The sequence below is a fragment of the Neisseria elongata subsp. elongata genome (genome assembly GCF_900113545.1).
Taxonomy (GTDB): Bacteria; Pseudomonadota; Gammaproteobacteria; order Burkholderiales; family Neisseriaceae; genus Neisseria; species Neisseria elongata.
In genome coordinates this window covers 39,513-64,919 of sequence record NZ_FOPS01000006.1, presented here as the reverse complement: position 1 = coordinate 64,919, position 25,407 = coordinate 39,513, and the positions used below count along the sequence as shown (strand labels likewise).

Annotated in this window: 24 protein-coding genes; 9 read left to right on the top strand and 15 right to left on the bottom strand. The window is 51.3% G+C overall.

Annotation, left to right across the window (positions count from 1 at the left end; genetic code table 11):
* Window positions 1–129 precede the first annotated feature (129 nt).
* From BM261_RS07225 to BM261_RS07200, 5 genes are all read left to right on the top strand, one after another.
* Window positions 130–5,091, top strand: a complete 4,962-nt coding sequence (locus BM261_RS07225; protein WP_240317921.1) for an AAA domain-containing protein — start codon at window positions 130–132, stop codon at window positions 5,089–5,091.
* The gene (locus BM261_RS07220) at window positions 5,088–6,473 is read left to right on the top strand and encodes a hypothetical protein (protein WP_074896907.1); all 1,386 of its coding nucleotides are present in this window, start codon (window positions 5,088–5,090) and stop codon (window positions 6,471–6,473) included. Before BM261_RS07225 ends, BM261_RS07220 begins: the two co-directional genes overlap by 4 nt.
* Window positions 6,474–6,939: 466 nt before the next feature.
* Complete coding sequence (gene tehA, locus BM261_RS07210) at window positions 6,940–7,881, top strand: dicarboxylate transporter/tellurite-resistance protein TehA (protein WP_074896904.1); 942 nt, start codon at window positions 6,940–6,942, stop codon at window positions 7,879–7,881.
* Window positions 7,882–8,101: 220 nt separating this feature from the next.
* A complete protein-coding gene (locus BM261_RS07205) occupies window positions 8,102–8,407 on the top strand; it encodes a hypothetical protein (protein ID WP_256205707.1) in 306 nt (101 codons plus the stop codon).
* A 149-nt stretch (window positions 8,408–8,556) separates the two neighbouring features.
* Window positions 8,557–9,531, top strand: a complete 975-nt coding sequence (locus BM261_RS07200) for a histidine kinase dimerization/phospho-acceptor domain-containing protein (RefSeq protein WP_074896898.1) — start codon at window positions 8,557–8,559, stop codon at window positions 9,529–9,531.
* Between the two features lie 130 nt (window positions 9,532–9,661).
* Here the strand turns inward: BM261_RS07200 and fur are convergent, their stop codons facing one another.
* Window positions 9,662–10,090: a ferric iron uptake transcriptional regulator gene (fur, locus tag BM261_RS07195; protein ID WP_041961512.1), complete on the bottom strand. Its 429-nt coding sequence runs from the start codon at window positions 10,088–10,090 to the stop codon at window positions 9,662–9,664.
* Window positions 10,091–10,240: 150 nt separating this feature from the next.
* Between fur and BM261_RS07190 the strand changes: the two genes are divergently transcribed.
* The 3 genes from BM261_RS07190 (at window position 10,241) to BM261_RS07180 (ending at window position 12,637) form a co-directional block, all read left to right on the top strand.
* The gene (locus BM261_RS07190; protein ID WP_074897130.1) at window positions 10,241–10,612 is read left to right on the top strand and encodes an outer membrane protein assembly factor BamE; all 372 of its coding nucleotides are present in this window, start codon (window positions 10,241–10,243) and stop codon (window positions 10,610–10,612) included.
* 6 nt (window positions 10,613–10,618) lie between these two features.
* Window positions 10,619–11,428, top strand: coding sequence for a 4-hydroxy-tetrahydrodipicolinate reductase (gene dapB / locus BM261_RS07185; RefSeq protein ID WP_074896896.1), 810 nt, complete (start codon window positions 10,619–10,621; stop codon window positions 11,426–11,428).
* 96 nt (window positions 11,429–11,524) lie between these two features.
* The gene (locus BM261_RS07180; protein WP_074896892.1) at window positions 11,525–12,637 is read left to right on the top strand and encodes a methyltransferase; all 1,113 of its coding nucleotides are present in this window, start codon (window positions 11,525–11,527) and stop codon (window positions 12,635–12,637) included.
* Window positions 12,638–12,898: 261 nt separating this feature from the next.
* On the opposite strand, the gene accC is transcribed toward BM261_RS07180, so the two are convergent.
* The 4 genes from accC to gcvH all read right to left on the bottom strand — a co-directional run bounded on the left by accC (window position 12,899) and on the right by gcvH (window position 15,734).
* Window positions 12,899–14,263: an acetyl-CoA carboxylase biotin carboxylase subunit gene (gene accC, locus BM261_RS07175; RefSeq protein WP_074896888.1), complete on the bottom strand. Its 1,365-nt coding sequence runs from the start codon at window positions 14,261–14,263 to the stop codon at window positions 12,899–12,901.
* A 37-nt stretch (window positions 14,264–14,300) separates the two neighbouring features.
* Complete coding sequence (locus BM261_RS07170) at window positions 14,301–14,498, bottom strand: YqaE/Pmp3 family membrane protein (protein ID WP_040665591.1); 198 nt, start codon at window positions 14,496–14,498, stop codon at window positions 14,301–14,303.
* Between the two features lie 77 nt (window positions 14,499–14,575).
* Entirely contained in the window at window positions 14,576–15,025 is a 450-nt protein-coding gene (gene accB, locus BM261_RS07165; RefSeq protein WP_074897128.1) for an acetyl-CoA carboxylase biotin carboxyl carrier protein, read from the bottom strand.
* Window positions 15,026–15,350: 325 nt separating this feature from the next.
* A complete protein-coding gene (gcvH, locus tag BM261_RS07160; RefSeq protein ID WP_003769977.1) occupies window positions 15,351–15,734 on the bottom strand; it encodes a glycine cleavage system protein GcvH in 384 nt (127 codons plus the stop codon).
* A 163-nt stretch (window positions 15,735–15,897) separates the two neighbouring features.
* On the opposite strand from gcvH, the gene BM261_RS07155 reads away from it, so the two are divergent.
* Complete coding sequence (locus BM261_RS07155; RefSeq protein WP_074896885.1) at window positions 15,898–16,278, top strand: hypothetical protein; 381 nt, start codon at window positions 15,898–15,900, stop codon at window positions 16,276–16,278.
* Between the two features lie 112 nt (window positions 16,279–16,390).
* Here BM261_RS07155 and BM261_RS07150 read toward each other — a convergent pair whose 3' ends face one another.
* The 10 genes from BM261_RS07150 to rpoH form a co-directional block, all read right to left on the bottom strand.
* Window positions 16,391–16,762 carry a SirB2 family protein gene (locus tag BM261_RS07150; RefSeq protein ID WP_041961511.1) on the bottom strand — a complete coding sequence of 124 codons (372 nt, stop codon included), beginning with the start codon at window positions 16,760–16,762 and terminating at the stop codon, window positions 16,391–16,393.
* A gap of 16 nt (window positions 16,763–16,778) precedes the next feature.
* Complete coding sequence (locus BM261_RS07145; protein ID WP_074896882.1) at window positions 16,779–17,357, bottom strand: tRNA (mnm(5)s(2)U34)-methyltransferase; 579 nt, start codon at window positions 17,355–17,357, stop codon at window positions 16,779–16,781.
* A 149-nt stretch (window positions 17,358–17,506) separates the two neighbouring features.
* Entirely contained in the window at window positions 17,507–18,238 is a 732-nt protein-coding gene (locus BM261_RS07140; protein WP_074896879.1) for a hypothetical protein, read from the bottom strand.
* Window positions 18,239–18,262: 24 nt separating this feature from the next.
* On the bottom strand, window positions 18,263–19,276 hold the full coding sequence (locus tag BM261_RS07135; protein ID WP_074896876.1) for a PTS transporter subunit IIC: 1,014 nt from the start codon (window positions 19,274–19,276) through the stop codon (window positions 18,263–18,265).
* Between the two features lie 178 nt (window positions 19,277–19,454).
* Window positions 19,455–20,381 carry a GTPase Era gene (era, locus tag BM261_RS07130; protein ID WP_049249625.1) on the bottom strand — a complete coding sequence of 309 codons (927 nt, stop codon included), beginning with the start codon at window positions 20,379–20,381 and terminating at the stop codon, window positions 19,455–19,457.
* A 63-nt stretch (window positions 20,382–20,444) separates the two neighbouring features.
* On the bottom strand, window positions 20,445–21,374 hold the full coding sequence (locus BM261_RS07125; protein ID WP_074896873.1) for a LysR family transcriptional regulator: 930 nt from the start codon (window positions 21,372–21,374) through the stop codon (window positions 20,445–20,447).
* Between the two features lie 227 nt (window positions 21,375–21,601).
* Window positions 21,602–21,871, bottom strand: a complete 270-nt coding sequence (locus BM261_RS07120; RefSeq protein ID WP_049249622.1) for a hypothetical protein — start codon at window positions 21,869–21,871, stop codon at window positions 21,602–21,604.
* A gap of 303 nt (window positions 21,872–22,174) precedes the next feature.
* Window positions 22,175–23,296 carry an outer membrane protein assembly factor BamC gene (gene bamC / locus BM261_RS07115; RefSeq protein WP_074896869.1) on the bottom strand — a complete coding sequence of 374 codons (1,122 nt, stop codon included), beginning with the start codon at window positions 23,294–23,296 and terminating at the stop codon, window positions 22,175–22,177.
* A gap of 17 nt (window positions 23,297–23,313) precedes the next feature.
* A complete protein-coding gene (dapA, locus tag BM261_RS07110; protein ID WP_003774159.1) occupies window positions 23,314–24,189 on the bottom strand; it encodes a 4-hydroxy-tetrahydrodipicolinate synthase in 876 nt (291 codons plus the stop codon).
* Between the two features lie 167 nt (window positions 24,190–24,356).
* Window positions 24,357–25,220 (bottom strand): RNA polymerase sigma factor RpoH, encoded by an 864-nt coding sequence (gene rpoH, locus BM261_RS07105; protein ID WP_074896866.1) that lies wholly within the window; start codon window positions 25,218–25,220, stop codon window positions 24,357–24,359.
* Window positions 25,221–25,407: the final 187 nt, after the last annotated feature.

Here is a 25,407-nt window from a genome sequence, read left to right as displayed (position 1 = left end):
GAAGATGGGAGGTAAAAACTATTTAAAAAATTAGCAATATTTACTTTAATACTATTTCAAAATAAAAATTTGTTACAATAACAGAGTAGCCATTTTAATTAAATCAATGAATATAACCAGAAGGTCAATATGATGGAAGTACAAGATTGGGGCGGCGGATTAACTCAACACGAAGTTGATGCCATTGAGAAAATCAAGCAGGCTTTTCAAGCTTCTGAAAATAAAAAGAAAGTAAAAGGACAGAGATTTGACAGATTAAAATCCCTGAAATCCATTTTCCCTTGGAAAGGATACTCGGGCTTTCGTTTTGCTGATGTGAAAGAACGTAAAGAAGGTGAATTTGATTTAGTTATTGTTACCCATTGCAATGTGTTGATTATTGAGTTGAAACATTGGAATGGAACGATTACTTATTGTCAAGATAGATGGTATTTAAACAATAAAGATATGGGTCGTTCACCGGTTTTTATTACGCGAAACAAACAACATATGCTAGAAAAGAAATTGGATAAATTTAAACAACAATTTACCAATAAAGGCTTTCGTCCACAGATCCATTTTTTGATTGTAATGACAGGCAATGCGGATTTTAGCCAACTACCAGACAATGAAAAATCGCACGTTGTAACATTAACTGAATTTCTGCAATTAAAAGATGAAAAACAATTTAACGCACGCTTCCATCCACATCCTGATAGTAAAACTTTAAATCAGGATTTTGAATTGTTTGATAAAAAAATCTTTGGCAGTAATACCATCAAACCTAAAAATATCAGTATTGGCGGATATTATGCGGAAGACGCTGCTATTTTTTCCCATCCCAAACATATCTATCAAGAATATCTTGCCCAAACCGAAAATAAAAAACACCAAGACCAAGCCTTATTGCGCCGTTGGAATTTCACTAAAATCAACTTTCCCGAAGCTCAAACACCTGACGGGCGTTATCGCCTAGTCAGCCGTGAATACGATGTATTGAACCATATTAAATTACAAAATAAAGACTTGTATCACACCTGCTTGAATTACAAATCTACGCCGCAAAAAGGCGAAATTACGGCGGAACATATTGATTTATTTGAGCTGTTCCCACAGCAAAAACGTTTTGACCAATTTGTCGGCGGATACAATGGCGAAAATCTAAGCACAGAACGCCGTTTGGGATTGGTGCAATTATTGTTGGATAAATTTGCCCAGTTACACAAAATCGGTATTGCCCATCGCGATTTGGGTAATCACAGCATTTGGCTCTCGGCAGATGACAAAATTACGCTATCAGGGTTTGCTACCGCTTATTTTTCATCTGAAGAAACTGTTGGCGACATTCGTGAGATTTTGGAAGTCTCCGGCGATTTAGCAAAATCTCACTTTCCACTTTCAGACGGCATCAAACTCACGCCATACCAATATGATGTACGTTCTTTGGCTGTTTTGGCATGGCATATCATTCAGGCTAAGCGCATTTCACAAGTCAGTCTTGATGAAATGAAAAATAAATTAGCAGATGAAACCACATGGTATGCCGAAATTTTGCGTGAGGCATTGTCTGATATACCTTTTAAAAGTGCGATAGATGTTTTAGATAAATTTAATCAAGCCAAACCTGAACAGGCGGTGGATTTTTCATTTGATTTTACAAAATTAGAGCCATTCACACATGACATCAACCATTCCCGTGCTTATCGTGAAGATGATGATTTTATTGTAGACACCAGAGAGAAAGAAGTTTACCGTTCCAATGGTTTGTTGGTTAAAGCATGGCTGAACGCAGACCCGCAAACCGATAATTCAAAAGCCAGAGTGGTTTTGAATTGGTTGGAAAATATGGCAAAACTGGCAAATTTGTCGCCTGATTATTTATCGAAAATCCGAGAATTCGGTATTGCCAAAAAATCAGGCTGCCTTTTTGCAGCAAGTGATTTTATTGACGGGCATACTTGGCAAGATATTTGCAAACTTGATTTATCGGATAAACAAAAACAGACTCTTATCCATCAATTTATTCAAAGCATTGAACATTTACACAGTCTAGGTTTCACACATGGCGATTTGAAACCTGACAATGTGTTGGTAACGATTGAAGATGATTCTGTTCAACTGCATGTTTTGGATATATTGGATTTTTCGCCAAGTGGGCAAAGCCAGTTCAATACTGAATATTCGCCGGAATTCGATCATCCTACCGAGAAACAACGCGATAATTTTGCCGTGATGAAAATGGCGTGCGAATTATTGGGCGTTGAATGGAATAGGCCGTCTGAAAGTTTTGTTGAAGTTGCTGAAGTGATACAGCAAGAGTATTCAGATAGCAAAACTGCGTTTATTTCGTTGGCTCGTTTTAAAGAGGCTCTCAATCCCAAACCGGTTACGCCAATGATTGACATCACAGTAGGCGGGCGTGAGTCGTTTTTACCTATTGAAATTTACCCTGAAAATGGTGAATTGTTTGTTCAATTTAAAGAAAGTCAAAAATATCCAAATGAAGAAATAGATATTACATTTATTGGATTAGGCGGAAAATTTACCGCTTTTTATACCATTTCCGAGAAACGATTCCGACACGGATTATCTCCATTTGAACGCTATCATATTAGTCGAAATGATCGTGATGATAGCAAATGTAGTTTGCAAATCGGTTTGAATATCACACATAGCAATTATAGCAACTTAGATAAACTTAATGATTTCATTGCGGGCAGTACAGAATTTAAGAACTCTATTATTCAATTTGTCCAAGAGCACTTTTTCAAACAGCCTGAAAAAGAACAAGCTGAAAATAACGAGAACTTTGAAGCCGAACCTGTTGATATTATTGCAGAAGAAACAGTTATCGAGCAACGTCCTAATATTCAAAAACTTTGGCAGGCAATTTTAGATACTGAAACCGAAGCTTTACCTTCTATTACTGCCAGCGAAGCATTGCAAAAAACAGAAAATGGCGAAACTTATATTCCCTATGATGGCGAAATCAATCCGATTGATCAGTTTAAGCGAGATGAAATTGTTGAAGCTATCGGAAAAAGTGAAGATAGGGAAAAAACCTTTGTGTACGGCACAGTAGATGTTGTTAAAAGTACATTAAATGAAATTCATCTGAAAAAATATAAAGATAAAAATACTGTTCGCATCCAATCAGGTACGCCTGTTTATTTACAAAGCTTTCAAAATAAAGCATCTTATACACGCCGTAAAAATGCCTTACAACGCATTCTAGATGGTGAAAGTGCGGTGAAAAATCTAGTGCATTATTTTGATGAATATTGCAACTTGCCGTCTGAAAAATATGAGATTCATGTCAGCGATGAAGAATTTAAACGCTATGACCAGCCTGAAAAAAATGTAAGCCTTAATAAAGCACAACGTATTGCTTTTCAGCGTTTGATTGCCAATGGACCGTTATCTTTATTACAAGGTCCGCCGGGAACAGGGAAAACAGAATTTATTGCTGCATTTGTACATTATTTATTTGATGTGCAAAAGGTTCGAAATATTCTACTGGTCAGCCAATCACATGAAGCAGTCAATACTGCTGCCGAACGTATCCGTAAACACTGTCAGCGTTTGGGAACAGACTTGCAACTAGTACGGTTCAGTAATCGTGAAATTGCCGATTCCGAAATATTGGAAGATGTGTTTTCACCCAATTTAGTCGGACAAAAACGGGCACAGTTAAATGTAAACAAGATTAGCAATATCTGCCAGCTTGGGCGCAGCATGGGGCTGCCTGAAGACTATTTGCGTAAACGTGCCGAATTAGCGTTTGATATTGGCGTGCAAATCCGTCGTTATCAAAAAATTGTCAATTCATCAAAAAATGAAAACATTGATGAAGATGAAAAACGCTTACACCAAAAATTAGAAAAAAGCATTAAAGAACAAGCTCAAGCAATGGGGCTTCGTGAATTTGAAATTGACGAAATTCTGCCAAAATTTATCAGTGAATTGGATCACAAGCATAATATTCAGCCGATTGAAAATATCCAAGCACGTAAATTGATTGATTTAACTCAGGATATGCTGGAAGCCCTATCTAACGAACGCACCAATTATGATGAATTTTTGGCTCGTTCCCGTCAGCTTGTGATTGGCACTTGCGTAGGTATCGGACAACGCCATATCGGCATTGCCGATAATCTTTATGATTGGGTGATTGTGGACGAGGCCGCACGTTCTATTTCCAGTGAATTGGCTATTGCAATGCAGTCTGGTACGCGTATTTTGCTTGTAGGCGACCATAAGCAATTACCGCCTTTGTATTCAGAAGAGCATAAAAACGCACTTGCCCGCCGATTAGGGATTTCCAAGCGCGGTGAGGAATTAGATCAAGCATTAGGCAGTGATTTTGAACGCGTTTTCCTATCCGAATATGGAAAGCAAACTTGCGCCACACTCAAAACACAATACCGCATGGCTCCTGCGATTGGCAGTTTAGTATCAGCATGTTTTTATGAAAATGTTTTGGAAAATGGTAAAACTGACAATGATGTGCCCAATATTTATTTCAGGCTACCTGAAAAGATAAAATCCTGTGTAACATGGTTAGATACAACTTTATTACCAAATGCGTATCATGAACAAGGCAAAAATGGTAGTTTATCCAACCGTGCCGAAGCCGATACCATTATTGATTTATTACAGGATTTAGCAAATGATGAAACCTTTATAAACAGCGAAGTTGTACAAAAATGTTTGGAAAAGAACGAACAGGCTGTTGGTGTGATTTGTATGTACGGCGAGCAGAAAAAACTGATTCGTAAAAAATTCAACGAACGCAGTTGGAGTGATGATTTCCACCGCTTAGTTAAAATTGATAGTGTAGATAGTTATCAAGGTAAAGAAAACCGCGTGATTATCTTGTCGCTGACACGCTATGACAAAACATACAGCACAGGCTTTTTACATTTGCCAAACCGTATTAACGTAGCCTTGTCTCGTGCAATGGATAAACTGGTGATTGTTGGCGCAAAAACCGTTTGGGAGCAGCCGAAAAACAGCAAAACTCCATTGGCAAAAGTTTTACGTTTTATACAAAAGCAAAATAATCCGCAAGATTACGCAATTAAAATATTAAAAAACGGAGCGAAAAAATGAGTAAACAAAACATAACTTACAATCAAATTGATTTTGTGGTTAAGGCTCCGCGTTTTCATATTGTGTTTTCCTATATGAGCGATAAAGGCGTGGCGTTTGTGCGCGAATATTTGTTGCGACTTTTGAAAGTAACACCGTGCAAACCTGCACAAATTGCCCAATATTTCGGATTTACCCAACACGAGACCGAAGTTGCCCTTGCTGATTTGGAGAGCAATAAATGGATTATTTGGCAGGATAACGGCTTGATTGCATTATCGACAGAAGGGCAGAGACTGTTTCAAGACAATCAGGAATCACCCCATATTCCTGCTTTAAAAGAATGTGGTGGTGAATATCGTATGGAATTATTAGATAGTAATTTTCTGAAAAAAAACGACTGTGATAAAAATCGCCAGCAAGCCGTTGAGTTAGTCGTCGAACCGAAGGTGTTATCAGAAAGTAGCGAAATTGCACGAAAAACATTTCAAAATCGCTTTCGGCAGCTAATGGAAGACGACATCATCAATTTAGATGAGAAAGATATTTCTTTGTATAAAATTGATGCTATTGAACCCAAAGGCGTGCCTGATTATTTCCGTTTTACGCAACAATTTGAATTGCTGCCTGAAACAGGCGAAGCCAAAGAACGTCATGATGTACCGACAATTACTCATCAAGAAAATATTCAGCAAGCCATTACCGCACAACTGGAGCGATTTGGTCAGCATGATAATTTGCGTGAACTGCTTAACAGTATAGAAGAAATTGGTGATGACGATACTTTAAAAGTGCTATTCGGCGGAACATTAGACTTTAACGAATTTTTAAAAGTTTATCAGGAGCATGAACAACAAAATGGCTTGTATTTTTTAGGACAAATTTATCATCAAGAAACCTTGTTCGAACAAATCAATAAAATTTTAGATAACTTAAACAAAAAATCACCTAAAAAACTCTATTGGTTGGCTCCAAGCGATATTTACTGGGGAAAACAACGGAAAATTCATGACAAAATTCAAAATCTAATAGCTAAACAAAAAAATGGTTATGATTTTCACCTGTACTTACCTTTGCCTTCCGAACGAAATCAGCATGAAAAACAAGAATGGCTAAATCATTTTAAAGATATAATATCAGATAAAGTACTTTACGGATTCTGTGAAGGTTTTTTAGATGGAAATACTGAAATTCTATTTCTAGAAGATAAATTTGCTGTAGTTTGTTATCACGCAAAACTATCTTCTTATCCTGTGACATTGCCTATCGGGTTTATGACTACCGATATTAAAAAAGTAAATCATATTATAAGATTGGCTAAAAATTATCTAAATTCTGCCCTATTCCCTGATAGGGATGAAGATGAAATAAGACAAAAAGACTTTGGTTTGTTAAAACCATAGCAGCATAATCTTTATATATGCAATGGACAAACTCAACGCCCTAAAACACTTCTGCTCCGCCGCCGAATCCACCTGCAAAACGGCGAACTTGTAGAACCCCTCCCCGACGTCCCGCGCCGCCCGTGGCAACTCTACATCTACCGCCCGCAACGCAGAGTAACTTCGGGTCGCGTGTTAAAGGTGTTCGACTGGCTGACGGAGGTGTTGCGGGAAATGTATGATAAAAAGGCTACCTGAAAATCAAGAAGGCTCAAGCGACATTCATCGTCTGTTTCCGCTTGCCTTCAGGTCGTCTGAAAACACATTTACAAACTCAAACATCAGAATATCAATGCCCAATACGGCTCATGCTGAAACCCGATACTCCAGACAGATTTAGCATCTTTATTAGGTCTCAACCCAAGCTGCATTTACCGATTTGAATCGGCTATACTGCCGCCTGCCTTTTCTTAAAACACACATTGTCATGAGTACCAAAAAATTTCCCATCCCCCTCAGCTATTTCAGCATGCCGTTGGGGCTTTTCGCGCTCGGTTTGTCGTGGCGTTACGGCGCGCGTATCGGGCTTTTACCGAATTGGGCTGCGGAAACGCTGTTAGCCGCCGCCTTCGTGCTTTGGCTGCTGCTGGTTATTGCCTACATCATCAAAATCCGTTTTTTCCGCCCCGAATTTTTGCAGGATTTGCAGGATTTGGTGCAATGCTGTTTCATCAGCGCGATTCCGATTACCGCTATGCTGGCAGGTTTGGCGGCACTACCCTACCAAACACCACTGGCAAAAGGGTTGATTTTGCTGGGAACGGCGGGACAGTTGGCATTTGCCATGTACCGCGCAGGCGGCTTGTGGCGCGGCGTCCATACCCTTGATGCCACCACGCCGATTGTTTACCTGCCCACTGTTGCCACCAATTTTGTCAGCGCGACCGCAATGGCGGCATTGGGTTGGTCGGATTACGCCTGGCTGTTTTTGGGCGCGGGACTGTTTTCATGGCTTAGCTTGGAAGCCGCCATATTGAGCCGTTTGCGCACCGGCACACCCGTCAACGCCCCTGTGCGCGGTATTGTCGGCATTCAGCTTGCGCCCTCTTTTGTCGGCAGCGGCACTTATTTTGCCGTATCGGGCGGGCACATCGATGCCTTCGCGCTGCTTTTAATCGGCTACGGCTGCCTGCAATTCCTGCTACTACTGCGCCTTCTGCCTTGGATGCTGGAACAGGGATTCAGCCCCAGTTTTTGGGGTTTCTCATTCGGTTTGGCGGCAATGACGGGCTGCGGTTTCCATTTGATCGCCGAAGAGCGTTTACTGTTTTTAGGTTATTTCCTCGCCACCACAGGATCCGGCTTGGTTATGTTACTGTTGCTGGCTACTTTGAATTTGGCGAGACAGGGACGGTTGTTGGTTAAATGAAAAATCGTGCGGCTTAAAGGCGTTATAAAACGGACATGGTTTCAGGCCGTCTGAAAACTACATTTGGAAATTCAAACCGATGAAGATAAACCCTGAAAACGGCAGCATCATCCTGCCGGACTGCAATATTATTAGTGCACGAACCACGCTTGATGACTGGATTGCATGTTTCCCAAAATCAAGCCCGAATCATCTGCAAACGGGAATAACATTTTTCGGTTTGTCATTTACCAAACAGTCCGAACAATACACCCTTACCGCCCAGTTCGAGCAGCAGCGGCTGGAGCGCTTATCCATATTCTTCTGCCCGATAGGTGAAGACAATAGCTGGGCAGCATGGTCGGAAGAGCGTGAATTGCAACGCAGAAAACAGTTTGATCGATGGCTGGATAAACAGCTGGACGATGCCCCTTGCGCCATTGAAACATCGGCAGCAGGCAAATGCCGCAGATTTGCCTGGGGCGATGTGGGCGCGTATTACCACAATAAAGACGGCAGTACGGGGATAGTCATCAGTTATCGCTAACCGCCTTTTCAGACGGCCTCCAAGCGCGAAAACCAGCCCGACTTAATCACACACGCTTTGTCAGGCTACCTGAAAGCAAAACCGCAACGAAATTGAAACACCGCCCGGCTTAATATCAGGCCGTGCAACCCTATCCATTCAGCCAACCCATGCTTAAATATTTCAAACACCTCAGCATCCGCCTGTTCTTCGTCCTGCTCGGTATCCTGCTCCTGCTCACCGCCTGGTCGCTGGTCTATGCCAAGCAGCACGTCTTGTTTCTGCTCACTGCCAGCCTGCTCGTGCTCGGTACGCTCGCCTGGTGGCTGGCGCGCAGTATCAACCGCATCCGAAGTTATGCCGAAGCCATGGCCGCCAACCGCCCCGCCGCGCAACCGCAATTCGGCGACAGCTACCTCTACCGCCTCGTCCACGCCGTCGCCCATCTGCGCGACGAACTCGACCACCGCCAACACATTGAAAATTACGTCTTAGGCCTCACCCACGAACTCAAAACTCCGCTCACCGCCCAGCAGGCCGCCCTCGAACTGCTGCAAGACAGTCCACTCAGTCCCGACCAACAGCAGCTGCTCGACCGCATCCGCCGCAATACCCAAAAACAAAAGCAACTCATCGCCCGTCTGCTCGAACTGGCCCGTCTGGAAAACCGCGACAGCCTGCAAAGCACGCAAACCGTTGATTTGGCCAATCTAGCCGTCCAAGCCGCCCAAGAAAGCCGCGCCGCCCTGCAAGCCAAACAGCTGCACATCGCCCTCAACTGCCCGCCCCGTGCCGTCCAAGGAGACCCGCTGCTGCTGCGCCAAGCCATCGACAACCTGCTTTACAACGCCATCGACTTTGCCGAACCCGGCAGCGAAATCCGCCTCAGCCTCACCCGCAGCCGAAACCGCACTGAACTGGCGGTTTACAACCAAGGCAGCCTTGTTCCCGATTACGCGTTGGCCAAAATCCCCCAACGCTTCTATTCGCTCCCCCGCGCCGACGGTAGCCGCAGCAGCGGGCTAGGCTTGAGCTTCACCACCGAAATCATGCGCCTGCACCACGGCCGCCTGATGCTCGCCAATCGCGAAAACGGCGTGGAAGCCTTGCTGTTGTTTGAAGGGGAGGGCGAAGAGGCCGTCTGAAAACCACTTTCAGGGTTTTCAGACGGCCTCTGTGTCGGGTAAATATTTAAGGGTGACGGGTAAAAGAAAAAGCCGGAAGATTCCGGCTTTTGTCTGCTGATCCCGTTTTCGGTTTGGCCGTTCGGAATAATCAGCGTTTTTCCTTTTTCTGGCAAGGGCCGCAAACGCCGTACATATACAGGGCGTGATCTACGATGCGGTAGCCGTTTTCTTCGGCGATTTTATCCTGCAGTTTTTCGATTTCTTCGCTGTGGAATTCGGTTACGTCGCCGCATTTGACGCAGACGATGTGGTCGTGGTGGCCGCCGGTATTCAGTTCGTAAACGGCTTTGCCGGTTTCGAAATGGTGGCGCAGCAGGATGCCTGCCTGTTCGAATTGGGTTAAAACGCGGTAGATGGTGGCAACGCCGATTTCGATTTCGTGCTCCAGCAGGAGGCGGTAAACGTCTTCCGCGCTCATGTGCTGATCGGGATACCGCTCGAACAAATCGAGGATTTTCAAACGCGGGCCGGTTACTTTCAGGCCGTTGTGCCTGAGTTGAGCTACATTATGATCCATGGTCTTTCCATACCGTAGTTATCCAATTGCCGCTATAATACGCACATTTTGTAGTTTTGCACACACAAAGATGATAAAGATTTCTAAATGGAGTCTTTGCTGTGGCATACTGTACAACATTATCCCCCACACTCGGAAAAGGTATCGTCCGTGAACAGACTTCCCATTCTGCTTGCCGCCGCCGTTATCGGGCTTTCCGCCTGTTCGGCCGAGCGCATTTCTAATTTTCCTTCCTACAAACTGAAAGTGATTCAGGGCAACCAGCTCGATGCCCGCGCCGTTTCTTCGTTGCAGCAGGGTATGAGCCGCGATCAGGTCCAACTGCTGCTGGGTACGCCGCTGCTGCGCGATCCTTTCCACAGCGACCGCTGGGACTACACCTACGAAATCAGCCGCAACGGCGTGGTCAATCAAGCCGAAACGCGCAACCTGACCGTTTGGTTTGAAAACGACCGCCTGGTTAAGGCAGAGGGCAACGCGCTCGAATATGCCCGCCAACAGCAATCTGCGGTTACGGAATAAAACGAAATGGATAAATTGAGAATTGCCATTGCCGGTGCAAACGGCCGCATGGGCCGCGTATTGGTCGAGGCCGTAAACAATCATCCTGGCGCGGTATTGAGCGGCGCGCTGGAACATGCCGGTTCGGACGCATTGGGTTTGGATGCAGGCTATGCGCTGGGTTTGAAAACCGGCGTATCGATTTCCGACGATGTGGACAAAGTTTTGGCCGCCAGCGACGTGTTAATCGACTTTACCCGCCCCGAGCCGACGCTCAAACATCTGCAAAAATGTGTGGAAGCAGGTAAAAACATTGTCATTGGCACGACGGGTTTTGACGATGCGGGCAAAGCCGCCATTAAAGCGGCGGCGGAAAAAATCGGCGTGGTATTCGCCGCCAATTTCAGTGTCGGCGTAAACCTGACCTTCCACATCCTCGACACCGTCGCCCGCGTATTGAACGAAGGCTACGACATCGAAATCATCGAAGCCCACCACCGCCACAAAGTCGATGCCCCCAGCGGTACGGCTTTAAGGATGGGCGAAGTGATTGCCGATGCGCTTGGCCGCGATTTGAAAGAGTGCGCGGTATACGGCCGCGAAGGCCACACCGGCGAACGTGACCCGCAAACCATAGGTTTTGCCACCGTTCGCGGCGGCGACATCGTCGGCGACCATACCGCATTGTTTGCCGCAGAGGGCGAGCGCGTGGAAATCACCCACAAAGCCAGCAGCCGCATGACTTTCGCTTCCGGCGCGGTGCGTGCGGCGGTATGGGCGGCGGGCAAGGCAGGCCTGTTCGATATGCAGGACGTGCTGGGTTTGAAAAACCGTTGATTGCCCGTGCCGAATGCCGTTTCATACAACGAGGCCGTCTGAAAAGCCGTTTGGCCGCTTTCAGACGGCCTTTCCACACCTCTCAGGATTCCGAACGTGTATCCACAAATAACCACCGACTGCGGCCCGGCCGAATGGCGCAACGAGAGTACGCAGAAGCCGCCGAAACAAGCCGTCAGCCTGCATGATGCCGGAGCCGCCGCCATCCTCGATCAAGCGCGGCAGGATACGGCCGTCATTTGGCGCGGCGATTTTCACAATGCCAAGCAAGTCCTGGCCGCACTGAAAAAACGCCTGCGGGCGAAAAGGCCGTCTGAAAAAAACGACCTGACTCCTGCGGAACGCTTCCACCGACACCGGATGCGGCAGGCGCAGCAGAGTCGAACAGTCAATATGCTGGCGGTGGAAATCGGCGCCGGTTTCCGGCTCGAACTGCCGCGCGCGCCCGATGTCCGTGCCGCGCTGGCCGATGTGTACGGGGAAGAAAACGACACGCCTTTCCTGTTGCCGCTCAACCAATTGCTCGGATTCGTCGGCGCGCACGAGTGGCATAAAAAAGGCGTGGACATTCCCGCACTGGGCGGGCGGATACATGTGCCTTTCGGTGTCTTTTCCCCTTTGCGCGGCGAGTATCTCGACCTGCTGATGCGGGCGGAACTGCCGCCGTCTTTTCAGACGGCCTTCGATATAGGAACGGGTTCGGGCGTGTTGGCCGCATTGCTGGCCAAACGCGGCCTGCGGCAGATTACCGCTACCGACAACAACCCGCGCGCCCTGAGTTGTGCCGGAGACAACATCCGCCGCCTCGGCTTGCAGCGGCAAATCGGCATCGAGGCCGCCGACTTGTTTCCGGAAGGATGTGCCGACCTGATTGTCTGCAATCCGCCCTGGCTGCCTGCGAAACCCACGTCGGCCGTAGAAACCGCGCTGTATGATCCCGACCATGCCATGCTGCGCGGTTTCCTGAACGGCGCGCGCAGTCATTTGAACGATGGCGGTGAAGTTTGGCTGATTATGTCGGATTTGGCCGAACATTTGGGATTGCGCGCCGCCGATTTCCTGCCGCGCTGTTTTCAGACGGCCGGACTGAGCCTGATTGAAACGCTGCACATCCGCCCGCAGCACGGTAAAGCTGTTTCTACCGACGACCCGCTGGCATTTGCCCGAAATTGGGAAACAACGTCTTTATACCGTTTGAAGGCAGGGTAGGGCGGAAGAGGCCGTCTGAAACGGTTTGCGCGCCGTTAAAATGATGTTTTCAGACGGCCTTCATGATGCTTGGGCTTTATGTTTGGGTTTGTGCGGGTTGATTGATTTTATAAGCTGCCGCTGCGGGCGGTTTGGCTGTTTTCCGGTTTCATTTATTGAAAAAGCCGTTGTGGAATATTAAGACAAGAAAAGTGCTTGTGATAAAAGGCCGTCTGAAAGTTTTCAGACGGCCTTTTCAGGGTTGAACCTCAGGCAGGCGGGTTATTTGCCTTCCTCGCGTGCTTTGCGCGCTTCCAGCCATTGTTCCAGATAATGGATGCTGACACCGCCGTCGGAGAAGCCCGGATCACGGAACAGGTCGCGGTGCAGGTCGGTATTGGTTTTGATGCCGGTAATGGCCAGCTCGGCTAACGCCACACGCATTTTTGCCATTGCCTGTTCGCGGGTTTTGCCGTGTACGCAGATTTTGCCGATCAGGCTGTCGTAGTTCGGCGGGATGCGGTAACCCTGATAAATGTGGCTGTCCACGCGGATGCCGAAGCCGCCGGGCAGGTGGCAGCTTTCAATCAGGCCGGGGCTGGGGATGAAGTTGTACGGGTCTTCGGCGTTGATGCGGCATTCGAAGGCATGGCCTTCCAAAACAATGTCTTTCTGTTTGTATTGCAATTTCTCGCCTGCAGCCACGCGCAGTTGTTCCTGAACGATGTCCACGCCGGAAATCAGTTCGGTAACGGGGTGTTCGACCTGTACGCGGGTGTTCATTTCGATAAAGAAAAATTCGCCGCCTTCATACAGGAATTCAAATGTTCCCGCACCACGGTAGCCGATGCGTTTGCAGGCTTCGACGCAGGCTTTGCCGATTTTCTCGCGCTCTCTGGCGGTAATGCCGGGCGCGGGGGCTTCTTCGATGACTTTTTGGTGGCGGCGCTGCATGGAGCAGTCGCGCTCGCCCAAGTAGATGGCGTTGCCGTGTTCGTCGGCCAGCACTTGGATTTCGACGTGGCGCGGGCGTTGCAGGTAGCGTTCCATGTAAACCATGGGGTTGCCGAATGCGGCGCCGGCTTCGGCTTTGGTCATTTCCACCGATTTGATCAGGTCTTCTTCTCTTTCCACCACGCGCATGCCGCGTCCGCCGCCGCCGCCCGATGCTTTGATGATGACGGGGTAGCCGACTTCGGCGGCGGTTTTGATGATGGTTTCGGGGTCGTCCGGCAGTGCGCCGTCCGAACCGGGCACGCATGGCACGCCCGCTTCCTGCATGGCTTGTTTGGCAGACACTTTGTCGCCCATCAGGCGGATGGTGTCGGCGCGCGGGCCGATGAAGATGAAGCCGGATTGTTCGACTTGTTCGGCAAAATTGGCGTTTTCGGCCAAAAAGCCGTAGCCGGGGTGGACGGCGTCCGCACCGGTTACTTCTGCGGCGGCGATGATGGCCGGGATGTTCAGGTAACTTTGGGGCGAGGGCGCGGGGCCGATGCAGACGGATTCGTCGGCCAATTTGACGTGCAGGCTGTCTTTGTCGGCTTCGGAATGGACGGCAACGGTGGCAATGCCCATTTCGCGGCAGGCGCGCAGGACGCGGAGTGCGATTTCCCCACGGTTGGCGATTAATACTTTTTTCAACATGATTAACCTCTCGGTTTGGTTTTCAGACGGCCTTCGGTCAGACTTGTCGGTTGTTCAGCGCGTTGCGTATTTTTTGGTCGGTTTTGTATTGGCTCAGGGCGTATACCGACCAGATGGCGGCAGGCAGCCAGCCGATAAGTGTGAGTTGCAGTATCAGGCAGATGATGCCGGCGATGGGGCGGCCGATGGTGAAGAATTGCAGCCAGGGCAGCAGTAGGGCGATGAGCAGGCGCATAAGGCATCCTTTGTCCAATGAAGGACGGTCAAGCTTTCAGACGGCCTTTCCGAGGTGCGGAAGGCCGTCTGAAAGGGTTATTCGATGATGAACAGGGGTTCGCCGTATTCGACCGGTGTTCCGTTTTCTACCAGGATTTCTTTGATGACGCCGGATTTCTCGGCTTCGATTTCGTTCATCAGTTTCATGGCTTCGATGATGCACAGGGTGTCGCCGGCTTTGACGGTTTGTCCGACTTCGACAAACGCGGGGCTGCTCGGGCTGGCGGCACGGTAGAAGGTGCCGACCATGGGCGATTTTTGTGCGGCGGAGAGGTTCCGTGCGGCAGGAGCGGCTGCCGCAGGAGCGGGCGCGGCGGCCGGGGCCGGTGCGGCGGGTGCGGCCGCTACGGGTGCGGGCGCGTAGACGGTTTGCGCCACGGTGGAGCGGGTGATGCGAACTTTTTCCTCGCCTTCGGTTACTTCGATTTCGGCAATGCCGGATTCTTCAACCAAATCAATCAGCTTTTTCAGTTTGCGTAAGTCCATTTCGGTTTCCTTGCAAAGGTTGTACATCCGCGTTTGACGGCGGCTGCGTAAGGTATGGGGTGGCGCGGTCCGGGCGGTTTGCCCGATGGCGGAACGGAATGGTTCCGCAGGCCGGAAACAAACGCGTATTTTTACTAAGATGGTGTTAAAAGTCCAGCAAAATGTGAGAAAAATACGCTTTTTGCGGTTAAACAGGCCGTTTGGCCGGAAGGCGGGGCGGATTCTGAAATGTTTTTAAGCGGTTATGCGGGCGGATAAACGGCGGCTACGGAAAGGCCGTCTGAAAGATGTTTTCAGACGGCCTCATGAAGACGGGGTATGGGGTTTATCCGGCAATCGCTGCGTATTGTTCTGCGCCGAGCAGGGAGTCGTAGTCGGCGGGGTTGTCGGGTTTGATTTTGAAGAACCAGCCTTGGCCGTACGGGTCGCTGTTGGCCGTTTCGGGTGCCGAGGCGAGGTTTTCGTTGACGGCGGTGATTTCTCCGGCGAGCGGGGCGTAAATATCGGAGGCGGCTTTGACCGATTCGACTACGCCGACTTGGTCTTTTGCCGCCAGTTTGGTGCCGATTTCGGGCAGTTCGACAAAGACGATGTCGCCCAGTAGTTCTTGGGCGTGGAAGGTGATGCCTACGGTCATTGTGCCGTCTTCTTCTTTGCGCAGCCATTCGTGGCTGTCGGCATATTTGAGTTCGGCGGGGATATTGCTCATGGTTTGTCCTCTTTGATCGGGTAAGGGTTTGTTCGGGGCGGAAGCATAGCAGGCTTGCGGTACTTTTGGAATATACGGTGGTTTTACGTTTGATAGTGCCGTTTAACTTTGTTCTGCGGCATAATTTGCTATACGGTAATCCGCCGTTTTGCAGGAGGTTGAGATGAAAAGGTTGATTTTATCCGCCCTGTTGCTGGTGTCGGCAAGCGGGTGGGCGCAACAGGACATTTCGCGTGCTTTTGAACACGGGGTGGTAACGACGGAGCGTCCGCAGCAGCGGGATATTTATATTTACACGTATGACGACCTTTATCCGCCGCCTCCGCCTCCGCCGCGTTCGTATTTTTATTATGAAGGCGGCAGGAACGGTGTGTCGGTGCGGATTGGGGATGCGGACGACCGGGGGTATGCACCGCCGCCGCGCGTTTATCGGAATTATCCGCCGCCGCGCGGTTATTATCGCGAAGAAGGCCGAGGCGGCGGTAATCCGGGACGCTTTAGCGGTAGTTCCGTCCGTTTCGACGGCGGTGCGGCTAATCGGTAGTTGGGATTGGGTTTGTCTGCCGTTTGTGCTTGGCTTGAAAATGAAAGAAGGCCGTCTGAAAACCTGTTTGCTTGGTTTTCAGACGGCCTTTTGTTATTACTCTTACTGTTTCTTAGAACGGTTTGTATGTCGCCAGCCAGTAAATGATACCGACGATGCCCATCGACAGCAGGTAAAACAGCCAGGCTTGCGTGCTGCGGGGCTTGGATTTCAGTGCCTTCATGCCGACGAGGACGTAGGCAACCACTAAGAGCAGTTTCACGCCCAGCCAGTTGGCGTTGCCGAAGGGTGTCCAGTGGGCGATGGTCATAATCCACAGGCCGGTGAACAGCAGTGTGGTGTCGTTGAGGTGCGGCAACACTTTCAATACGCCCGGCAGCGGTTTTTCGGGTTTGGCAAACAGCATCCAGTAGCGCAGGTTGAATAATAAAACGGTCATGGCGACAAAAAACAAGTGGCCTTTTTTTGCCCAGATGTAAATCATGGTCGGTTTTCCTTATCTATCGGTTCGGTTTTCGGATACGTTTTTCTATGGCCAGCAGTTGCGGCGGATGGTTGCGCTGGTTGGTAAAGCGGTAGTGCAGGACTTGATATTGTTCCTGCGGCAGGGCGGCCGCCCATTGTTCGATGGCGGCGGCTTCGGCGCGTCCGGCCGGGTGGCCGCTGTAAACGACGGCGGTCAGCAGTCCGCCTTCGGCCAGCAGTGCGGCGGCGGCCTGCATGGCGCGCACGCTGCTGTCGGCTGTTGTGGTAACGGTTTTGTCGCCGCCGGGCAGGTAGCCGAAGTTGAACATGGCGGCATCCAGCGGTTCGCGGACGTAATCGGCCAAATCGGCATGGCTGGCGGCAATCAGTTCCACTCGTTCTTCAACGCCGTTTTCGCGCAATAGTCCGGCGGTGTTGGACAGGGCTTGCGCCTGGATGTCGAACGCCCAAACTTTTCCGTTTCCTCCCACAAGTTGCGCTAAAAACAGGGTGTCGCGGCCGTTTCCGGCTGTGCCGTCCAAGGTGCGGCCGCCGTTTTTCAGACGGCCTTCGATGAGTTGACGGGCAAAGGCGAGGGCGGGCAGCAGGGGCATATTCGGTTTTCCGGTTGCAGATTTCCGCTGTTTGTCCGGCCGGTGCGGCGGTTGGCCGAGTCAAAAGCGCGGGCAGTATAAAGTGAAGTGGGGCGGTTGCCAACCATGCGGAAGGAAAGCCGCCATGGCGGGCGGTTTTTATTTTGTGGTTACGCGTCAAACGTGGTTCCGCCGTTGCCGGTGCGGACGGCGAAAGCACCCAGATACACCATATCTTTTACATTGGTTCGGGCGGCATTCGGTGCGGCGGTTTCGGCAAGCAGGTAGACGGCGTTGATGTCCCGCCCTTGCAGTTTTTCGGCGCAGGCCTGTGCGAATCGTGCGGCTTCTTCAGGCGTGGCAAACTGCGTTTCGCCGTATTGGGTGGCGAGTTCAGCGGCGGGCACGGGGCGGTTGGACGCTACCCAGATTTCGCCGAGCGGCTGTTTCAGGGCTTTGTCGAGTTCGGCTTTGCGCTCTTTCAGCCGCCATGCGTCTTTACGTTCCGCCCATGTGGCCCACACATGGAAGGCGAGGGTTAAACCGCACGCTTCGTAGAATGTGTCGTTCTCTTGATAGAACGACACTGCATGTGCGAGCTGTTCGGGCGTGTAGTCGGGAACGTATTTGGCCAGGTTCCACAGCACATCGTAAAGCGTGCCGCTTTCCAGCAGGATGCCGATGGGGCGGTCGGCCAGTTGCGCGGGGATGTAGGGCGGACGGGCATCGTCAAAATCTTCGCCATCGGCGTGCGTGTCCCAATATTCGGCCTCTTCTTCCGCAAACAGATAGATTTCGGCGGCGGCGGGATTTTGCGCCCATCGGTCTTCATCCACATAAAGCCAGCCGTCGATTTCGCCCAGATGCGGCACCAGTTCGTCGAGATTGGCGTAAATTTTCATCGCATTTCCTTTTTGGGCGGTCTGTTACGCGTCCAACTTCAAGTCGCCGTCTTTAATCCAACCGATGCGGCGCATGGGGATGGCAATCAGCCAAGTCAAAAGTGCGGGCAGCACGAAATGCAGCAGGCCGATGGCCAGCCACACCGAAGGCGCGCCGCCCATCGCGTCCAACGTGCCGACCTGTCCGACCAGGCCGCTCGTGCCCATGCCCGCGCCCGAGGGGATATTCTGCATTTGGAAGACCAGCGTCGCCAGCGGGCCTAAAATGGCGGAGGCGATAATCGGCGGCAGCCAGACTTTCGGATTCTTCACGATATTGGGCATTTGCAGCATACTGGTACCCAAACCCTGGCTCAACAGCCCCGACCAGCGGTTGTCGCGGAAACTCATGACCGCGAAGCCGACCATTTGGGCGCAGCAGCCGACTGTGGCCGCGCCTGCCGCCAAGCCGTTGAGCGACAGGGCAATCGCTACCGCCGCGCTGGAAACCGGCAGCGTCAGCAAAATACCCATGATGACCGACACCAAAATACCCATCAAAAACGGCTGCAAATCCACCGCCCACATAATCAACGCGCCGATTTCGGTCATGGCCGTCTGAATCGCGGGGCCGACGAATTGGGCGGCGGCCAAACCGGCAATCAGGGTGGCGGCAGGTGTGGCGACGATGTCCACGGGCGTGGATTTATAAACCAGCTTGCCGAACTCAGCCCCGACGGTGGCGGCGATAAAGCAGCCGACCGGTCCGCCCAAAGCCGCACCCGCCGTGCCTGTGGCAACGCTGGCAAACAACACCAGCGGCGGGGCTTTCAGCGCGTAGGCCACGCCCACGCCTATGGCCGCGCCCATAGCCCCCTGCGCCTGTTTGCCCACTTCTATCAGCCAAGGCCAGTCCAGCCAGCCGCCGACGGTTTTTAAAATCAGGCCGATAATCAGCGACGAGAACAGTCCCAGAGCCATAAAGTTCAGCGCGTCTATGCCGTAGCGGCGCAGGCTGAATTCGATGTTGCGCGAGGCAAGGAAGGTACGGAATGCCATGTTTTTTCTCCTGTGTGATGTGTGCGGCGGTTGTTTGTGCCGCATTTGGACGGGACGGGTATGCCCGATATGTTTTCAGACGGCCTCCGGATGGGGGAGGCCGTCTGAAAAAAGTAAGGGATAGCGGGTTGGTTGATGCCGGTATGCTCCGGTTTGCCGCCAAGATTTTTCAGACGGCCTACATGCCCAGTTCGTTCAAGAAGCGGATGTCGTCTGCCCAGCCCGATTTCACTTTGACCCAAACTTGTAAAAATACTTTGCAGTCGAACAGCTTTTCCATGTCGAGGCGGGCTTCGGTGGAGATTTTTTTCAGTTTTTCGCCGCCTTTGCCGATAACGATGGGTTTTTGGTTTTCTTTGTCCACCAAAACGGCGATGTAGATGTGTTGGATGCCGTTTTCTTCTTTGAACTGTTCGACTTCCACGTTCATGGCATAAGGCAGTTCTTCACCCAGATAGCGGAACAGTTTTTCGCGCACGATTTCCATGGCGAGGAAGCGGCTGGATTTGTCCGTAACCATGTCTTCGGGATACATGGGGACGCTCTCGGGCAGGTAGGTTTTGAGCAGCTCGAGCAGGTTGGCGATGCGCAGCCCGTGTTTCGCGCTGACGGCCTCGGCGGCGGCAAAGTCGAATTCGCGCCGTACGTCGTCGATAAAGGCTTGCAGGGCGTATTTGTCTTTTGCTTTGTCTTTGTCGATTTTATTGACCGCCAGAATCACGGGGGTGTGTTTGGGCAGTTGTTTGATGACGGTGCGGTCGGCTTCGGTGAGGCGCATGGCTTCGACGACGAAGACGACGGCATCTACGCCCGTCAAGGCTTCGGTAACGTTTTGGTTGAGGCGGTCGTTCAGCGCGTTGCGGTGGTCGGTTTGGAAGCCGGGGGTATCGACGAAGACGAATTGGGCGGTGTCGTCGGTGTAGATGCCGGTTACTTTGTGGCGCGTGGTTTGTGCTTTTTTGCTGGTGATGCTGATTTTTTGCCCGATGAGGTGGTTCATCAGGGTGGATTTGCCGACGTTGGGACGGCCGACGATGGCGATGAAGCCGCAGCGGTAGCCGTTTGGGACGGGGTATTCGGGACAAGGGGTGTCGGTGTAGGTCATTGGTTTTCCTTTTTGCAAGTGTGAGGCCGTCTGAAAGCGGGCGGTATCGTGGGGAGGGTGTTTTTATTCCGTTTCGGTTTCGCTTTCAGACGGCCCGGCGTATCCGTTGTCCAGCATTTGCCATACTGTTCCGATACATTGCTTTAACAGTTGCAGGCCGGGGTTTTGCGCATATTCGTCGGCATGGATGAAGTGCAGCGGCAGGGTTTGGCGGTATTCTTCGATGACGGCGACGGGCCTGCCCGCATTGATTGCCGCCGCCGCTTTGCTTTCCGGCACCATGGCGATGCCCAGGCCGTCGGCCACGAGGTCGATGATGGTCTGCGGGTAGTCGCACAGGATTTGGCGTTTCGGCGCGAGGCGGTTGGCACGCCAGAATTGTTGCAGGTGTCGGTTGCTGCTCGCCGCGCCGGACATTTCGATCCAAATGTGGTTTTCCAGGCTTTTGGGTATGCCTTGGCGGATGGCGTCGCGTTCGGCTTTGGGGCAAATCAGCGAATAATGGATATTTTCCAAGAAAATGCTGCGGATGCCCATTTGTTTGGAGGTGCCGAGGAAAAAGCCGCCGTGCAGTTTGTGTTCCTGAATCCTGTCTGCGATTTCGCCGCTCATGCCGTATTGGATGTGCAGACGGGTTTTCGGTTCGCGTTGGCTGATGAGGGCGGTGAGGCGGGTAACTTTGGCCGAGTCCACGGGGTGAATCAGGCCGAGGCGGATTTCTTCGGTGTGGTTGGCGGCCAGCGTTTTGGCAAAGTGTTCCAGCCGGTGTTTGTGTTGCAGCAGGGATTCGGCCTCGGGCAGGAAGATTTCGCCTGCGCGGGTCAGGGTCATGCCGTTGCTGTTGCGGACAAACAGCGGTGTGCCCAGTTCGTTTTCGATGGCTTTGATTTGTGCCGAAACGGCGGGTTGGGATAAAAACAGCCGTTCGGAAGCCTGTGTCAGGTTACCCTGGTGCGCCACGGTAACGAAGGCTTTGAGTTGGTTCAATTCCATGTTTTTCTCTTTTGCGGGTGTCGGGTCTGTCATGACGCGGTTGTTCTTTTCGGCTGCGGTTTTAACATAAACGCGGGGCAAAGAGAAGGAAAAGTTAAATTTTGTCAGGATGGTGTGCAGGCCGTCTGAAAGTGTTGCTGCAGGGTGCGCAGAAGTGTTGTTTTTGGGGGGTAAAACAAACAGGCCGTCTGAAAGTGGTTTCAGACGGCCTGTTGGGTTTGTGCGGCTTATTTGCAGCTGACGCCGGCAATTTTGCCGTCGTTCAGTTTGATGTTGCACCGTGTGCTGCTGCTGCCGGAGATGGTTACGCCGTCGGCAGATTTTCTGATGGACAGGGGTTCTTTCACGCCCATGGAAACGGCGGTGGCTGCCAGGTTTTCGGTCAGTTGTTCGGACAGTCCGGCAGAGTTTTCCTGTATTTTGATGTCTTTCGCCATGGCGGCGGGTGCGGCAACTGCGGCGGCAAGGGCCAGCAGAACTGCGATTTTTTTGTTCATGGTTATGTTTCCTAAAATGCGCCTGAGGTGTCCAGGCCGGTGCAGGGTAAAGTAATTTTCTACGTGGGGCAAGGATTTAACGTGTTTTTATATAACGGGTAATTTTGTTCCGATTTGCAAAAATACGGTTGAGGATGCGGATAGCGGTGTTTTTGCAGTTGTGGTGTTTGGAGTTCCCATGGAGGAAGGCCGTCTGAAAACGCGATGTCGGTTTTCAGACGGCCTTATGCCGTTTGCGGATATCTATCGCGGTTTTCGCGAATGGCGGGTTTTACGCCTGTATCCGATGGTTTTTAGCTTTCCTTAGCGCAGCTCGGTATGCAGGCGGTTCAGCCATTCTTTGCTTTCCGGACCGGTGTAGAGGCTGCCGTCCCTGTTGAGGATGCGCAGTCTTGCACCTTCTTTGACCGGTTCGAGGAAGGCGACTAATTCGGGCTGCTGGGTCGGTACGGCGGCTTTTTTGCCGAACAGTCGGCCGACGAGTCCGGGTTTCTTCTCTCGGACTGCGGCACCTTCGGCTTGTGCAGGCTGTACGAGGAAGGCGTGTTTCTCGGTATTTTGGCCGATAACGGTCAGACCGATCCGGTCGAGTGCCAGTGCGGTGCGCCGCCAGTTACGCGAGTAGTCGCCGGAGAGCAGCAGGCTGCCGTTTTCCAGTTTGGCTAGGTTGGAAGCCTGTTTGGCGGCGGCAGTGTCGCCGAGTTCGGACTGGATTTGTTTTTCGTCCGCGCCCAGGTATTGCATGAAGCGTGCCAAAAAGGCGGCTTCCAGGTTCGGATCGTTCGGGCGCGGCTGCCACATGGTGCGTTCTTCGCTGCGGTCGGTATAGGTTTCGCTCATGCCTTTGTGGGCGAAGAAGATGTCTGTGCCGCCGTTTTTGGCTTGTTCGATGCGGATGATGAATTTGTCGCGCTCGCTGGTGGAGTAAACGCCGCCCAAGCCGATTTTTTCGAGCAGGCTGCGGAGGCCGCCGCCGGAGAGTTTGGCTCGGTTTTCAGCCCAGTCGGTTTCCATTTGGCCGATGGCGGGTTCTTCGCTTGCAATGGTAAAGCCGCTTTCCTGCCAGAAGGTTTTCAGCAGCGGCCACAGTTCGGCGGGTTTTTTGCCGGATACGGTCAGCCAGCGTTGGCTGCCGTCCCGTTCCATTTTGACACCGCTCACGCCTGCGAGGACGGTCTGGCCGCCTGCATGTTGGTTGATTGCGCGGTTGCGGTTGATGTCGCTGGCGCGGACGGCACCGCTGCCGGCAGGCAGTTGGTAAAGGCTGTTTTGCCCGGGGTTTGTCAGGTCGGGCGGAACTTCGAGGTTCACGACTTTGCGGTTTTGCGATTGATAGTCGAGTTTGGGTTGTTCTTTTTTGCTGCCCGAACATGCGGCCAGGCTGAGGAGGGAAAGAGCCAAAATGGCGGGTTTGATTGGATTCATACGGACTCCGTGTGAGATTAAATCAGTTTGGCTGCGGCCAGTGCGGCACGTACTTTGGCTTGCCCGCCTTCGGTGAGGGGGATGATGGGCAGCCGGACGTGTGCGGCGCAGACACCGAGTTGTTCTGCAGCCCATTTTGGGGCGGCAGGACTGGGTTCGCAGAACATAACATCGTAAATCGGGGTAAGTTGTTTGTTCAGTTCGCGTGCGCGTGCGATTTCTCCGTTTAGGGCGGCACGGCACATGTCGGCGAAGAGTTTTGGGGCAACGTTGGCTGCCACGGTGATGACTCCATGGCCGCCGCACAGCATGAAGGCGATGCCTGTGGGGTCATCGCCGGAATAAACGGCAAAGCCTTCCGGCGCATGGTTGATTAAGTCGATTTCGCGGCCGATGGCGCCGCTGGCTTCTTTAACGCCGACGATGTTGGGAATTTCGGCCAGGCGCAGGATGGTTTCGTTGCTCATGTCTACCACGGTCCGTCCGGGAACGTTGTAGATAATCATCGGGATGTCGACCGATTCGGCAATGGTTTTGAAATGGCGGTAAATGCCTTCTTGGGACGGTTTGTTGTAGTAGGGGACGACTGACAGGGTGTAGTCCGCACCCGCTTGTTTGGCGGCTTGTGAAAGGGCGACTGCTTCGGCAGTGCTGTTGCCCCCCGTACCGGCAATGACGGGAACGCGTTTGGCGGTATGTTTGACTACTGCTTCGATAACGGCGGTGTGTTCTGCTACGGAAAGGGTGGCGGATTCTCCCGTAGTGCCGACGGCGACGATGCCGTCGGTGCCGTTGGCAATGTGCCAGTCAATCAGTGTTTCGAGTTGTTGGAAATTGACGCTGCCGTCTTCGTGCATGGGGGTAATCAATGCAACCAAGCTGCCTGTCAGCATAATAAAACCTTTGTAGTGGGTTGGAAAAAACACGCCGATTTTAGCCTAACTTTTGCCGGATAGGCAAAAGGCCGTCTGAAAGGGATTTTATGTCTGATGCAGGACGATGGGCCGTATCGGTGGCGGTATATTTGTTTTCAGACGGCCTGCATGCGGGGTGCAGGGTGTTACTGTTTTGTTTCTTCTGCCAAAAAGGTACGCAGTTTTTGCATGGCTTTGGCTTCTATTTGGCGGATGCGTTCGGCGGAAACGCCGTATTCGGCAGCCAGTTCGTGCAGAGTCAGCCCGCCGTCGTCCTGCAGCCAGCGTGTCTCGACGATGCGACGGCTGCGGTCGTCGAGTTTGGCCAGTGCGTTTTGCAGGCCTTCGGTTTGCAGGGTGTAGTGGGCTTTGCGTTCGATTTGGCGCGTCGGCTCGTTGTCGTGGTCTGCCAGCCAGTCTATGGGGGCAAAGTTGTCGTCATCGTCGCTGTTGTCTGCCAGCAAGGCGACATCTTTGCCTGTCATGCGTTGTTCCATTTCCAAAACTTCGGAGAGTTTGACTCCTAAGTCGTCGGCAATGGCCTGCGCTTCTTTCGGTGAAAGTGCGGACAGGGATTTGCGCATGCTGCGCAGGTTGAAGAACAGTTTGCGTTGCGGTTTGGTGGTGGCGACGCGTACCAAACGCCAGTTGCGCAGGATGAATTCGTGGATTTCGGCCTTAATCCAGTGAACGGCAAAAGAAAACAGTCGTGCGCCGCGATCGGGTTCGTAGCGTTTGACGGCTTTCATCAGGCCGATATTGCCTTCCTGTATCAGGTCGGCTTGGTTGAGGCCGTAGCCGTCGTAGCCGCGGGCGATGGATACAACGACGCGGAGGTGCGAAAGGATCAGTTGTTTGGCAGCCTCTACGTCGCCTCCCATTTTGCGTTCGGCCAGGTTGTGTTCTTCTTCCGGGGTGAGCAACGGGATGCTGTTTACTGTGTGGATATATTGATCCAGGCTGCCGTGTCCGCTGGGGACGGGGAGTGTGGTGATTTGACCGGTGGTCATTAATCGGTTTCCTTGTGGATGCGTGGCTTTTGGCCAGTGTGTAAAGCGGCGTAGTGTACGCTATTTTTCCGCTAAGAAACGCGAGTCGTGGTTAAAATGGTTTTCAGACGGCCTATTTGGTTCATATGTATATGATTTTCATATATTTTATTTTAATGAAGGATGTAGTATGATGGTGTTTGCAGAT